This window comes from Micromonospora sp. CNZ322 (assembly GCF_007827755.1).
In genome coordinates, this window is the sequence record NZ_VITD01000002.1 from 331,865 (window position 1) to 345,221 (window position 13,357).

Consider the following 13,357-nt stretch of genomic DNA (forward strand, 5'->3'; position numbering starts at 1 on the left):
CCCTCGGTCATCCATGGTTGACCGCTACCCGGGTCTTCGGGGGGCGAACCGTACCGGTTGGTTCCGTGGGTCACGCCATCTGGCGGGCGCAGAACCGGGGACCGAAGTCGAGGCCGGCCATCGGCGAGTCCTCGCGGTGCAGCAGGCCCTTCTCGGTGAGCAGGTGCAGGGGACTGCCCACCTGCTCCTGGGTGAGCCCGGATTCCTCGGCGATCAGGTCCGGGTAGGGCACCTGCCCGCGTGCTTCGAGGGTGGTGACCGCCTGGTACACCCGTTGCTCGGCCTCCGACAGTTGCACCTGCTGCATGGTTCCTCCTTGTGCTCGTCCGCCACTGCGGTGGCGGCTGCCGTGCGCCGGTTACCCCCTCGGTGCCCGAAGATGCACACCCGATCGGGCGGTCGCGACGGCGGGCGGGTCCGGCGGTCGGGCGGGGGAGGTGCCCTAGGCTGCTTCCGTGATCGTTTGGGATCTCGTCGTTGTCGGCGCTGGCCCCGCGGGGCTGTCCGCGGCGCACGCCGCTGCCCGTGCGGGCGTCTCCACCCTTGTCGTCGAGCGCGCAGTTCACCCGCGGTACAAGACCTGCGGCGGTGGCCTGATCGGCACCTCGCTGGCGGCCGTTCAGGATCGGATCGAGGTGCCCGCGCACGACCGGGTGGACCGGGTGACATTCACCCGCGACGGTCGTCGGGAGTTCACCCGCCGCAACGGCAGTCCGGTGGTGACGATGGTGCGCCGCGAGGAGTTCGACGACCGGCTGCGCGCGGCGGCGGTCGCCGCCGGCGCGCAGCTGCGGGAGCGGGTCGCGGTCCGCGCGATCGAGCAGGACCCCGAGGGGGTACGCCTGCGGCTGGCCGACGGTACGACGATCGCGGCTCGTGCCGTGATCGGGGCGGACGGCTCGTCGGGGGTGACCGGGCGGCACGTCGGGGTTCGGTACCGGCAGGTGGATCTGGGTCTGGAGTTGGAGATTCCGGTGCCGCCCGTCGAGCAGGAGCGGTGGCGGGGCCGGCTGCTGCTGGACTGGGGTGCCATGCCGGGCTCGTACGCCTGGGTCTTTCCCAAGGGTGACCGGCTGACCGTCGGCGTGATCGCCGCGCGGGGGGCGGGGGAGGGGACCCGCGACTACCTGCGGCGGTTCGTCGACCGGTTGGGTCTGACCGGGTTGCCGGCGGAGCACGACTCCGGTCACCTGACCCGCTGTCGGGCGGAGGATTCACCGTTGCGCAACGGTCGGGTGCTGGTTGTGGGGGATGCGGCGGGGTTGCTGGAGCCGTGGAGCCGGGAGGGCATCAGCTTCGCGTTGCGCTCCGGCGAGCTGGCCGGAGCTGCGGTCGCGGACGGTGACCTGGCCGGGTACGAGCGGGCGGTGGCCGAGCGTCTGCTGCCGGAGATGCGGGCGGGGTTCCGGCTGCTCGACGTGTTCACCCGTCGGCCGGACGTGTTCCACGCCCTGTTGGCGACCCCGCCGGGCTGGCGGATGTTCGTGCAGTTCTGCCAGGGGCGGGCGAGCTTCGACGAGATGCTGCGCCGCCGCCCCATCCGGGCCGCCCTTGCGGTGCTCGACCGGTTGTCCCAATCGTCGCGCCAGGCCACCACTGCTCACCCAGGATCCTAGGATGCCTTACAGGGTGTGTGCCCGGCTACTGGTGTCGACCGGCGTGGCCGCTGGACAATCACAGTGGAGCAGGAGGAGGCGCTGATGACCGAGCAGCCGTTCACCGACGACGAGTACGCGTTTCTGCGCCACGCGCGGTTCGGGGAGTTGCCGCCCGCCGTCCGTCCCGACGAGCGGGTGGCCCTGACCGAGACCGACCCCGGGCGCGACCGGCCGGAGGAGTCCGAGGACCCGATCCGCTGGAACGTGCAGGGCTGAGAAACGCGCGACGGGCCGCGGGTGTCGCCACCCACGGCCCGTTCGTGATGCGCTGCGGTCAGAAGACGGGCACGCCCTCGCGGACCAGACGCCAGTTGGGCTGGAAGAAGTCGGCCGGGTCGATCGTCCCCTTGGCCTGCGCCCAGTCGATGAGCAGCTGGCGGATCTCCTGCTGCGCGTTGTAGACCTGGGTCTTCACGATGCCGGGGAAGTTGCCGCCGCCGCTGCGCCGGTAGTTGTTCACCGCCACCACGAACTGCGCGTTGTCGGCCACCGGGGTGTCGGTGCCGGCCAGCACCAGGCGGGTGATCCGCTGCCCGACCGGCTTGGAGATGTCGATGTCGTAGTCCAGGCCGGAGATCACGTCGTAGTTGTAGTCCGGCACTGCCGGCGAGTCGCTGATCTGCTCCGGGTTGACCGGGGCGCCCGGGGCGAGGGTCCGGAAGTACTTCGCCGAGTACTCCAGGTAGGTGCGCACCTCCGCGCCGCTGAGCACGACCGCCTCGAGCGTGTTGTCGAAGACGTAGAGCCCTGCCACGTCACGGATCTTCACGTCCCCGGCGGGGAAGACCGCGGTGCGGCTGAACGGGGACGCCTGCGACAGCACCGGCAGGTCGGCGTACTGCGTGCCGGCCAGCGCCTTCGTGACGGTCTCGGCCTGGACGTGGTTGATGAAGTCCAGGATGGGGGTGTCCTTGTACCTGGATTCCACGGTGGACATCTCGACGGTGGCCTGGGCCACCACCTGGTTCACGTACGCGATGGTCTTCTGGTGCTGGGCCCGCACGGCGGCGAGCACCTTCGGGTCCTCGACCACCGTGTTGGTGTTCAGCATGGTGGCGGCCTTCTTGGTGATCGTCCACCGGCCACGCTCACGGGTGAGGGTGAAGTCCATCCGGGTGAGCCGCTGGCCCCACTTCGACGGCTCGGAGAGCAGCACCTGCGTGCCGGTGCGCTCGTTGGTGACGAACCGCTCGACCACCTCGTTGTGCGCGTGACCGAAGAGGATCGCGTCGATCCCCGGCACCTGCTGGGCGATCAGCGCCACCGGGTTCTCGTTCGGCAGCTCCGGGCCATAGCTGGAGGTGCCACTGTCACCGCCGTGTGCCGAGATCAGCACGAGGTCCGCGCCGCGGGCCCGCATGATCGGCACCCACTTCGCGGCGGTCGCGACCATGTCGTCGAAGCGCAGCTTGCCCTCGACGTTGCCCTTGTCCCAGATGGCCACACCGGGGTTGGTCAATCCCAGGATGCCGACCCGCAGGGTCGGCGCGGCGAAACCGAGGGAGACCTTCTTGATGACGTACGGCAGGAAGGCCGGCTTGCCGGTCTTCGCGTTGACGGCGTTCGCGGCGAGCGCCGGGAAGCCGAGCTGGCGGATCCACAGGTCCAGCAACGGCAGGCCGTAGTTGAACTCGTGGTTGCCCAGGGTCACCGCGTCGTAGTCGATGACGTTCATGGCCCGTGCCATCGGGTGCTTCTCCCCGGTGGCGGTGATCGGCTCCTGCTTGGCGTAGTACGTGGCCAGCGGCGTGCCCTGGATCGTGTCGCCGGCGTCGAGCACCAGCGTCGCCTTGCCGCGCCGCTCCCGACGGATCTGGTTGATCAGGGTCGCCAGCTTCGCCACGCCGATGTCGTTCTGCTTGCTGTCGTCGTACTCGGCGTCGCGGTAGTAGTCCCAGTTGTAGACGTTGCCGTGCGTGTCCGACGTGCCCAGGAGGGTGAGGTCCCAGGTGCGCGGCCGGGCCGCGCCGGCCGCCTGCGCGGGCGCGGCGGCGATCAGCGGGGTGGTCGCCGCGGCCGCCGCGGCGACGAGCACCTGGCGGCGCGACGGGCCGGAGGGAGAGGTCATGACGTGCCTTTCCATGGGGTGGACGCGCCTCGTGAGCGCCTTGGGCACCATAACCAGCACCCGGCACTGCCGCCACGGCAGCCCCGATCGTTGCAGCGGTTTCCGCAGGCCGACGCAGGGTAGGGCGGTCAGGGACGACATTCGCGGGAGAGCCCCGCTTCCCGCGCGCAGCGAGGAGATTTCAGTGAGCGAGGACCAGCACACCCAGCAGGACCCGACCAGCCAGTACGGCCAGCAGTCCGGTCAGCCCGCACAGCAGCAGTCAGCGCCCGGCTCGACCGGGGAGATGACGCCGAAGCCGGACCACGGGGAGGAGTCGTACCGGGGCAGCGGCAAGCTCGACGGCAAGCGGGCGCTGATCACCGGCGGTGACTCGGGGATCGGCCGGGCCGTCGCGATCGCCTTCGCCCGGGAGGGCGCGGACGTGCTCATCTCCTACCTGGGCGAGGAGGAGGACGCCGACGCCCGGGAGACCATCCGGCTGGTCGAGGCCGCCGGCCGGCGGGGCGTCGCGGTACGCGGTGACATCACCGACGAGGCGCACTGCCAGGAACTGGTCGACCGGGCGGTGCGCGATCTGGGCGGTCTCGACGTCCTGGTCAACAACGCGGCGTTCCAGATGTCGCAGGACAAGGGGATCCTCGGCATCAGCACCGAGCAGTTCGACCGGGTGTTCAAGACCAACCTGTACGCGATGTTCTGGCTCTGCAAGGCCGCCATTCCCCACCTGGCCGAGGGGTCGGCGATCATCAACACGTCGTCGATCCAGGCGTTCGACCCGTCGCCGCAGCTGCTGGACTACGCCACCAGCAAGGCGGGGATCGCCAACTTCACCAAGGCCCTCGCCGCCGACCTGGCCGAGCAGGGCATCCGCGTCAACGCTGTCGCACCGGGACCGGTGTGGACGCCGCTGATCCCGTCCACCATGCCGGAGGAGAAGGTGAAGCAGTTCGGCACCGACACCCCCGAGGGGCGTCCCGGGCAGCCCGCTGAGTTGGCGCCCGCGTACGTCTTCTTCGCCTCGCAGGAGTCCAGCTACGTGACGGGCGAGATCCTGGGGGTCACGGGCGGTCGACCAACCAAGTGACCAGCAGTCGGGTGGGCGCCCGCGCGGGATGCCCACCCGACGCTGTGGCCCGCTCGCGTCGCTTGTTCACGCGGCCGTTTGTTGGTGCGGCTTATTGGCGTGGCCCGTTGGTGGTGAAGCTTGTTCGCGCGGCCCGTTGTTGGTGCGGCCTGTTCGCGTGGCTCGCTGGTCAGCGTGGCCAGGCGGCGAAGCGTTGCCGGATCTCGGCGACGTCGGCGGCGCCCAGGCCGTACCGGCCGAAGCGCTGGTCGGAGAGCCGGTCCAGGTAGCGGCCGGCGGCGCGCACGTCGTCCGGGTCCAGGGCGGGGTCGACCTGCCGTGCCAGCACCAACAGTTCGGTCACGTCGTAGTGGTCGAGGGCGGCGGCCACGTCGATGAAGTCGCGAACCTCCCGTCGGTTGACCAACGCCGCGATCTTGTTCGCCACCAGGTCGCGAACGTCCATCACCGGGCCCAGGTCCATCACCACCGGGCTCTGCTGGCGGTCCAACCGGGCGAGGCTGAGCCGGATCTGCCGTCCGTCGCGGCTCACCACGAAGTCCTTCATGTCCTGCTCGTACCCGTCGAACAGCTCGGCCAGCTCACTGTCCGGGTCGGCATCACTGACGATGAACCCCGCCCGCTCCAGGGCAACCCGCACTCCGGCGGACGCGGCCGCAGCAGCGCCCTCCACGTCCGCGAAGAGGTCCACGTCCTCCGTCGGTCGGGCGACCAGCCCGTGCGCCGCCCACGCCACCCCACCACCCAGAACGAACCGGTACGGCCCGGCGGCGGCCAGCGCCACCCGGGCCACCTCCCGGTAGAACTCGTGCAGATGAGGTTCGATCACGCCGCGCGCAGGCCGCGGTGCCGGCTCTCCCACGCCTGGCGTACGCCCCGCGGCAGGTTGAGCAGTCGCCACACCCGACGCAGCGTCCGCCCGTTGATCAGAGCGCGCAGATCGTCGGCCCGAGTGGTCTCGCGGAGCACGTTCTCGTACATCCAGAGCAGTTGGTCGGGGTCGCCGAGGTCGAAGGTGCGCTCGGCGTTCCACATCAGCCGTACCGGCAGTTCCACCACACCTCGGGTGGGGCCGGCCAGCTCGGCGAGCGTCCGTGCCACCACAGCGGGGCGACCCGGTCGGGCCAGAAAGGCCACGCCGGTCGCGGTGGGGGAGACGGCCTGCATGGTGTCAGGGTAACGCCCACCAGAGCCGGTGTCGCTCAGGTCGATCCCAGCGCGCTGCTCCAGGCGCGCCGGCTGGCCCTCATCACCTCCAATTTTGTCCGGTTTGCGCGTACTGATGCGGTCGGCCCGTTCGTGATCGACTCGGGTTTCTTGAAGTCGGGGTGTCCGGCCGTCCGGGATGCCCCGACTTCCGTGAACCCGAGTGGATCATCCGGTGAGGGCCGATGCGGCGCCGTGGGTCCTTGCGCCTGTGGGTGGTTTGTCCGACGTTGGCCGTTTCTGGGGTGTGGTCGGGCGCACTCGTGGGCCGGAATCATGGCCGGGTCGGGGTCGTTACACATCCTGACGATCGCAGCACCACCGACCTGCCGCCCGACCCTGAGGGCTGGTCGCGCAGGTCGGAATGCCAGCCTCCACCCGGTCGTTACAGTCCCCACGAACGACCGCAGGCACTGCCTTGATGCGGGTGCCGACGGGTGGGCCAACCCCGGAATGACCTCGGCCCCCCGGTCGTTACACAGGGACCCGGCGCCGCGAGCCCCCCGCTCGCAGGTCACCGACCCCGACGCCCGACACGGGCGTCACCCCCCAAACTTTTTCCCCTGGTACGTGCAGCGCCGGACGAGGTGCTCACACCCATCACCGCCGCCCCCTTTGGCGGTGCGGGTGTTCTACCCCCGAAGGAGCTACCCCTCATGAACACGATCTTCCGTAAGAGCATGTTGTCTGTTGCTGGTCTCGCGTTCGCCGGTGGTGTCTTCGCCGGTCCGATCGCCGCCCACGCCAACCCGGTCGATGCCAAGCCGGTCGCCGCAGCTGTGCAGTCGGCGGCGCCGAAGCCGCAGGGCGAGCAGTCCCACATCAGCCTCAACGACGAGCAGACCGCCAACGTGAAGGCGATCATCGCCGCCACGAAGAAGGCCGGTCTCCCGGAGCGGGCCGCGGTGATCTCGATCGCGACGAGCCTGCAGGAGTCGAAGCTGGAGAACCTGGGTCACCTGGGCGACAGGAACGACCATGACTCGCTGGGCCTGTTCCAGCAGCGCCCGAGCTCGGGTTGGGGTACGCCGGAGCAGATCACCGACCCGGAGTACTCGACGACCGCGTTCCTCAAGGGTCTGAAGCAGGTTGACGGGTGGCAGGACATGCCGCTGACCGACGCCGCGCAGACCGTGCAGGTGTCGGCCTACCCGGACGCCTACGCCCAGTGGGAGCAGCAGGCCACCGACCTGGTCGCCCAGTACTGGAACAGCTGACCCGCGCCACATCGCAGAACCAGCGCACTAAGCACCACCGCACGACACCGACCGCTGGCCGGCACCCGCAATCCGGGGTGCCGGCCAGCGGCATCTCCGTTGTGGCCGGGCGGCGATCGTATGGGTGGGCAAGGCGGGGCGTGGGAACAAGGCGGGGTGGGGGCTGGTTGTGGACAGTGTCGGTGTGACTCAGTGTCCCCGGGCCTCACCTAATATCGCCTTCGCGGAATACCGTTCGGCTGGAGCCGCGTCGTGCCACTCGCCGAGAGGCGACCTGCACACCGACACCAGCGCCGCCCCCGGCCCACCGGCCGGGGGCGGCGCTGTCTCGCTTCCTCGGTTCGCGAACCTGTCTCAGTTGGCCTATCTTCAGAGGGTCGCTCGCGTGGGAGGGGGTGTCGGGGTTGGGTCTACGGACCTTTATCGAGGGTTGGCCGGTGTACCGCCAGCTCACCGGCACGGACCCGCTGGGCCGGGGTGCCGCGGCGAAGTCCGACGGGTCCCGCGCGCTCACCGCCCGTACCGAGGACGCCGATAGCGTCGCCCGTTCGGTCTGCCCGTACTGCGCTGTTGGTTGTGGTCAGCGGGTGTTCGTGAAGGACGGGCAGGTCAGTCAGATCGAGGGCGATCCGGACAGCCCGATCTCGCGGGGTCGGCTCTGCCCGAAGGGTTCGGCGAGCAAGAGCCTGGTCACCAGCCCACTGCGGCAGACCACCGTCCGCTACCGCCGGCCCTACTCGACGCAGTGGGAGGATCTGGAGCTCGACACCGCGCTCGACATGATCGCCGACCGGATGCTCGCGGCTCGTGAGCAGACCTGGGAGGACGTCGACACGCAGGGCCGGCCGCTCAACCGGACGCTGGGTTTCTCCAGTCTGGGTGGGGCGACGCTGGACAATGAGGAGAACTACCTCATCAAGAAGTTGTTCACCGCGATGGGGGCTCTTCAGATCGAGAACCAGGCCCGTATTTGACACTCCGCTACCGTCCCCGGTCTGGGGGCCAGCTTCGGTCGTGGCGGTGCGACGGATTTCCAGCAGGACATCGCCAACGCTGACGTCATCGTCATTCAGGGTTCGAACATGGCCGAGGCGCACCCGGTGGGTTTCCAGTGGGTGATGGAGGCCAAGCGTCGGGGGGCGAAGGTCTTCCACGTCGACCCGCGGTTCACGCGGACCAGCGCGGTGGCTGACTCGTATCTGCCGATCCGGGCGGGTACGGACATCGCGCTGCTCGGTGGGGTGGTGCGCTACATCCTGGACAACGAGTTGGACTTCCGGGAGTACGTGCTGTCGTACACCAACGCGGCGACGATCGTGAGCGAGGAGTTCAGCGACACCGAGGACGGCGACGGTTTCTTCTCCGGGTTCGACCCGGAGACCGGCACCTACGTGCAGGACAGCTGGCAGTACGAGGGCAACGAGGGCTCCTCCGGCAGTGGGCACACGGCCAAGGAGCGCGACAGCGCGTCCGGGCTGGAGCACGAGTCGCACGGCGCGCAGGTCGACGGGGACACCCCGCGGGACGAGACGTTGCAGCACCCGCGCTGCGTCTACCAGATCCTCAAGCGACACTTTTCCCGCTACACCCCGGAGATGGTCGAGCGGGTCTGTGGCATCCCACAGGACAAGTTCCTGGAGCTGGCCGAGGCGTGGACCCGAAACTCCGGCCGGGAACGCACGGGGATGCTGATCTACTCGGTGGGCTGGACGCAGCACAGTGTGGGTGTGCAGTACATCCGCACCGGCGCGATCATCCAGCTGCTGCTCGGCAACATGGGTCGTCCCGGTGGTGGGGTGATGGCGCTGCGCGGTCATGCCAGCATCCAGGGCTCCACGGACATTCCGACGCTGTTCAACCTGCTGCCGGGTTACCTGCCGATGCCGCACCACGCCGACCACCCGACCTTCGACGAGTGGGTGGACAGCATCCGGCACCCCGGCCAGAAGGGCTTTTGGGGTAACGCCGGATCGTTCGCCGCCAGCCTGCTGAAGGCGTACTGGGGTGACGCGGCGACACCGGAGAACGACTACTGCTACGGGTACATGCCGCGGATGACCGGCGACCACGGCACCTACCAGCAGGTGCTGAACATGATCGACGGCAAGATCAAGGGCTACTTCCTGCTCGGGCAGAACCCGGCGGTCGGGTCGGCGCACGGCCGGGCGCAGCGTCTGGGCATGGCCAACCTCGACTGGTTGGTGGTCCGGGACCTGTTCATGATCGAGAGTGCGACGTTCTGGCAGAACGGCCCCGAGGTCGCCACCGGGGAGATCGTGCCGGAGGAGTGCCGCACCGAAGTGTTCTTCCTGCCCGCCGCGTCGCACGTGGAGAAGGAGGGCACGTTCACCCAGACGCAGCGGTTGTTGCAGTGGCGGGAGAAGGCCGTCGAGCCGCCAGGTGACGCCCGCTCCGAGCTGTGGTTCTTCTATCACCTGGGCCGCAAACTGCGCGAGAAGCTGGCCGACTCGCCGCTGCCGCGCGACCGGGCGCTGCTCGACCTCACCTGGGACTACCCCACGCACGGTCCGCTCGCGGAGCCGAGCGCCGAGTCGGTGCTGCGCGAGGTCAACGGGTACGACGTGGCCACCGGCCGTCCGCTGTCCAGCTTCGCGGAGGCCCGCGCGGACGGCTCCACAGCCATCGGCTGCTGGATCTACACAGGGGTGTACGCCGACGGCGTGAACCAGGCGGCTCGGCGCAAGTCCCGACACGAGCAGGACTGGGTGGCCGCCGAGTGGGGTTGGGCGTGGCCGGCGAACCGGCGCATCCTCTACAACCGTGCCTCCGCCGACCCGGACGGCAACCCGTGGTCTGAGCGCAAACGCTACGTCTGGTGGGACGCGGAGAAGTCCGAGTGGACCGGCTACGACGTGCCGGACTTCGAGAAGACCAAACCGCCGTCGTACCGGCCGCCACCCGGCGCGTCCGGGACGGAGGGCATCGCCGGCGACGACCCGTTCATCATGCAGGGCGACGGGAAGGGCTGGCTGTACGCGCCCAGCGGTGTCCTGGACGGGCCGCTACCGACGCACTACGAGCCGGTGGAGTCGCCGGTGCGTAACCCGCTCTACGGTCAGCAGGCCAACCCGACCCGCAAGATGTACGCGCACCCGGTGAATTCGGTGAACCCGAGCCCGCCGGAGCAACACAGTCAGGTGTTCCCGTACGTGTTCACTGTCAGCCGGCTCACCGAGCACCACACCGCTGGTGCGATGAGCCGGACGGTGTCGCCGCTGGCCGAGTTGCAGCCGGAGATGTTCGTGGAGGTGTCCCCGGAGTTGGCCGTCGAACGCGGCCTCGCCCACCTGGGCTGGGCGCACCTGGTCAGCGGTCGTGCGGTGATCGAGGCGAAGGTGTTGGTGACCGACCGGCTCACCCCGTTGCGCGTCGAGGACCGGTTGATCCACCAGGTCTGGTTGCCGTACCACTTCGGTTTCGAGGGTCTGGTGACCGGCGACTCGGCCAACGACCTGTTCGGTATCAGCCTGGACCCGAACGTGCTGATCCAGGAGAGCAAGGTGGGCACCTGCGACGTGCGGCCGGGCCGCCGACCGACTGGGCCGGCGCTGCTGGACCTGGTGGCCGACTACCAGCGGCGCGCCGGGATCAACCCGGGCCACAATGCCCCGGCGGTCACCACCGACAGCGAGGGAAAGGAGCAGGGTGCTTCCTGACCCGAACAGCCTGTACGGCCCGCTGGACCCGGCGCCTGACGCGGGCTACGAGAACGCGCCGCCGCGGATGGGGTTCTTCACCGACACCAGCGTCTGCATCGGCTGCAAGGCCTGCGAGGTGGCCTGCAAGGAGTGGAACGGCGTCCCGGAGAGCGGGCTCGACCTGCTGGGTATGTCCTACGACAACACCGGCGCGTTGACCGCGAACTCCTGGCGGCACGTCGCGTTCATCGAGCAACCTCGGCCGGCCGGTCACCGCACGCCACCGTTCGCGGGAACGCCGACCGACGGTTCGGTCAGCGCGGCGTCGGCTGCTGCGGCGGCTGGCACCAGCGAGCGCACCGGCACGGACCCGGGTGTGCCGACCGGCACGCCGTCCGCCGCCGCCCGGATGGCCGGGGGCGGGCCGGCGGACGTGCTCGGCGCGATCGCGGCCGATCCGACCGCCGCGGGCCGGGGTGGCGCGGGGCCGCAGTTCCTGGGGATGCCGGGGGCCCAGCCGCCGGGCCGGGGCACGGGCGTCGAGGAGCGTACGGATTTCCGGTGGTTGATGATGTCGGACGTCTGCAAGCACTGCACGCACGCGGCGTGCCTGGACGTCTGTCCGACGGGTTCGCTGTTCCGGACCGAGTTCGGCACGGTGGTGGTGCAGGAGGACATCTGCAACGGCTGCGGTTACTGCATCTCCGCCTGCCCGTACGGCGTCATTGACCAGCGCAAGGATGATGGTCGGGCGTGGAAGTGCACGCTGTGCTACGACCGGTTGGGCGCCGGCATGACACCGGCGTGCGCGCAGGCGTGCCCGACCGAGTCGATCCAGTACGGGCCGCTCGACGAGCTGCGTGAACGCGCCGCCGCCCGAGTGGCGACGCTGCACGAGCGGGGCGTCCCCGAGGCCCGCCTGTACGGCCATGACCCGAACGACGGCGTGGGCGGGGACGGGGCGTTCTTCCTGCTCCTGGACGAACCCGAGGTGTACGGGCTGCCACCCGACCCGGTCGTGACCACCCGTGACCTGCCGAAGATGTGGAAGCGCGCCGGCCTCGCGGCCCTCGCCATGGCGGCGGCGACCGTCGCCGCGTTCGTCGGAGGTTCCTCATGACCCCACCGGGCCCCGTGGGCGACCGGTTCCGTCGCTTCCGGGAGCGGCTCGCCGCCGAGGGCGACGACCGACCACAGGTGAGCGACGACGGCCTCAGCGCCACGAGCGGCGAGGAGCTCGCGAGCGGTGGCGACCATCCGAGCGACAGGGGCACCGCCGCCAGCAGCCGCCGGGGCGACCTGACGGCGCGGCGGAGCACCGAAGCCGGGGGCCGGCAGGGCCGGCGGGGCAGGCGGCGCGGCGGCGGTGAGGAACTGCGGGTGCCGGAGGCGGAGTTCACGTCGTACTACGGTCGGCCCATCCTGAAGGGGCCGGTCTGGAAGTGGGACATCGCCGCGTACCTGTTCACCGGCGGGTTGGCCGCCGGCTCGTCGTTGCTCGCCGCGGGCGGGCAGCTCACCGGGCGACCCGCGTTGCGGCGCGCCGGTCGGGTCACCGCGTTGGCCGCCGTCAGCGCCAGCGCCGTCTTCCTGGTGAAGGACCTGGGCCGGCCGGCGCGGTTCCACCACATGCTGCGGGTGGCCAAGCCGACCTCGCCGATGTCGATGGGCACCTGGATCCTCACTGCGTACGGGCCGGCGGCGGGCGTCGCCGCGATCGCCGAGGCGGCCGGTGTGCTGCCCCGGCACGGTCTGCTCGGGCTGGCCGGCCGGGCGTTGCCGCCGATCGGGCACGCCGCTGGGCTGCTCGCCGCCGGTACCGCGCCGGCGCTGGCCACGTACACCGGGGTGTTGCTGGCCGACACGGCGGTGCCGTCCTGGCATGAGGCGTACCCCGAGTTGCCGGTGATCTTCGCGGGCAGCGCCCTGGCCAGCGGCGCCGGCGTGGGTCTGCTCGCCGCGCCGCCGGCCCAGGCCGGGCCGGCCCGCCGGATGGCGGTGGCCGGCGCGGCCCTGGAGCTGTACGGCGCGCATCGGGTGGAGACCCGCCTCGGCCTGCTCAGCGAGCCCTACCGGTTGGGTCGGCCGGGTCGGTTGCTGCGCGCCGGGCGGTTGCTGACCGCCGGCGGGGTGGCGGGTGCTCTGCTGGGCCGGCGCAGCCGGGTGGTCGGGGCGCTCTCCGGGACCGCGCTGCTGGCCGCGTCGGTGCTGACCCGGTTCGGCATCTTCTACGGCGGCGTCGCCTCGGCCCGCGACCCCCGCTACACGGTGGTGCCGCAGCGCGAACGGGTCGAGGCGCGGCGAACAGGCATGGATCTTCCATCTGATCGGGCGGTGCCGCCCACGGTGTGATCGAATGTCCGGTGGAGGCGTTCAGGCGGCTGGTGCCCCTCCCGGTCTTCAAAACCGGAGTGGTCCGGGACCCGGGCCAGGCGGGTTCGATTCCCGTCCGTCTCCGCCAC

11 protein-coding genes and 1 tRNA gene are annotated in these 13,357 nt (G+C 70.3%); 8 read left to right on the forward strand and 4 right to left on the reverse strand.

Features of this window, described 5'->3' with window-relative positions:
• Positions 1–70: 70 nt before the first annotated feature.
• Positions 71–307: a hypothetical protein gene (locus FB453_RS06510; protein WP_112587077.1), complete on the reverse strand. Its 237-nt coding sequence runs from the start codon at positions 305–307 to the stop codon at positions 71–73.
• Between the two features lie 148 nt (positions 308–455).
• Here FB453_RS06510 and FB453_RS06515 point away from each other — a divergent pair, with 148 nt between their 5' ends.
• Both FB453_RS06515 and FB453_RS34060 read left to right on the forward strand, forming a co-directional pair.
• The gene (locus tag FB453_RS06515; protein WP_145788326.1) at positions 456–1,616 is read left to right on the forward strand and encodes a geranylgeranyl reductase family protein; all 1,161 of its coding nucleotides are present in this window, start codon (positions 456–458) and stop codon (positions 1,614–1,616) included.
• Between the two features lie 84 nt (positions 1,617–1,700).
• Positions 1,701–1,874: a hypothetical protein gene (locus FB453_RS34060; protein ID WP_167362358.1), complete on the forward strand. Its 174-nt coding sequence runs from the start codon at positions 1,701–1,703 to the stop codon at positions 1,872–1,874.
• Between the two features lie 58 nt (positions 1,875–1,932).
• On the opposite strand, the gene FB453_RS06520 is transcribed toward FB453_RS34060, so the two are convergent.
• On the reverse strand, positions 1,933–3,726 hold the full coding sequence (locus FB453_RS06520; RefSeq protein WP_145788328.1) for a 5'-nucleotidase C-terminal domain-containing protein: 1,794 nt from the start codon (positions 3,724–3,726) through the stop codon (positions 1,933–1,935).
• 184 nt (positions 3,727–3,910) lie between these two features.
• On the opposite strand from FB453_RS06520, the gene FB453_RS06525 reads away from it, so the two are divergent.
• Positions 3,911–4,813, forward strand: a complete 903-nt coding sequence (locus FB453_RS06525) for an SDR family oxidoreductase (RefSeq protein ID WP_145788330.1) — start codon at positions 3,911–3,913, stop codon at positions 4,811–4,813.
• 169 nt (positions 4,814–4,982) lie between these two features.
• On the opposite strand, the gene FB453_RS06530 is transcribed toward FB453_RS06525, so the two are convergent.
• Positions 4,983–5,642: a nucleotidyl transferase AbiEii/AbiGii toxin family protein gene (locus FB453_RS06530; RefSeq protein ID WP_145788333.1), complete on the reverse strand. Its 660-nt coding sequence runs from the start codon at positions 5,640–5,642 to the stop codon at positions 4,983–4,985.
• On the reverse strand, positions 5,639–5,980 hold the full coding sequence (locus FB453_RS06535; RefSeq protein WP_091400038.1) for a hypothetical protein: 342 nt from the start codon (positions 5,978–5,980) through the stop codon (positions 5,639–5,641). The genes FB453_RS06530 and FB453_RS06535 overlap by 4 nt, the downstream gene beginning before the upstream one ends.
• A gap of 695 nt (positions 5,981–6,675) precedes the next feature.
• Here FB453_RS06535 and FB453_RS06540 point away from each other — a divergent pair.
• From FB453_RS06540 to FB453_RS34065, 5 genes are all read left to right on the forward strand, one after another.
• Entirely contained in the window at positions 6,676–7,236 is a 561-nt protein-coding gene (locus FB453_RS06540) for a hypothetical protein (protein WP_145788335.1), read from the forward strand.
• Positions 7,237–7,640: 404 nt separating this feature from the next.
• Positions 7,641–10,913 carry a formate dehydrogenase gene (gene fdh, locus FB453_RS06550; RefSeq protein WP_486480181.1) on the forward strand — a complete coding sequence of 1,091 codons (3,273 nt, stop codon included), beginning with the start codon at positions 7,641–7,643 and terminating at the stop codon, positions 10,911–10,913.
• Entirely contained in the window at positions 10,861–12,015 is a 1,155-nt protein-coding gene (locus tag FB453_RS06555) for a 4Fe-4S dicluster domain-containing protein (RefSeq protein WP_145788339.1), read from the forward strand. Before fdh ends, FB453_RS06555 begins: the two co-directional genes overlap by 53 nt.
• Entirely contained in the window at positions 12,012–13,247 is a 1,236-nt protein-coding gene (gene nrfD, locus FB453_RS06560; protein ID WP_145788341.1) for an NrfD/PsrC family molybdoenzyme membrane anchor subunit, read from the forward strand. Before FB453_RS06555 ends, nrfD begins: the two co-directional genes overlap by 4 nt.
• A 13-nt stretch (positions 13,248–13,260) precedes the next feature.
• Positions 13,261–13,356, forward strand: a tRNA-Sec gene (locus FB453_RS34065).
• Position 13,357: the final 1 nt, after the last annotated feature.

Bases quoted from the DNA above. Each gene is read 5' to 3' on its own strand.
- FB453_RS06520 (WP_145788328.1), bottom strand. From the start codon at position 3,726: ATGACCTCTCCCTCCGGCCCGTCGCGCCGCCAGGTGCTCGTCGCCGCG.
- FB453_RS06555 (WP_145788339.1), top strand. From the start codon at position 10,861: ATGCCCCGGCGGTCACCACCGACAGCGAGGGAAAGGAGCAGGGTGCTT.
- FB453_RS34060 (WP_167362358.1), top strand. From the start codon at position 1,701: ATGACCGAGCAGCCGTTCACCGACGACGAGTACGCGTTTCTGCGCCAC.
- FB453_RS06510 (WP_112587077.1), bottom strand. From the start codon at position 307: ATGCAGCAGGTGCAACTGTCGGAGGCCGAGCAACGGGTGTACCAGGCG.
- nrfD (WP_145788341.1), top strand. From the start codon at position 12,012: ATGACCCCACCGGGCCCCGTGGGCGACCGGTTCCGTCGCTTCCGGGAG.
- FB453_RS06535 (WP_091400038.1), bottom strand. From the start codon at position 5,980: ATGCAGGCCGTCTCCCCCACCGCGACCGGCGTGGCCTTTCTGGCCCGA.
- FB453_RS06540 (WP_145788335.1), top strand. From the start codon at position 6,676: ATGAACACGATCTTCCGTAAGAGCATGTTGTCTGTTGCTGGTCTCGCG.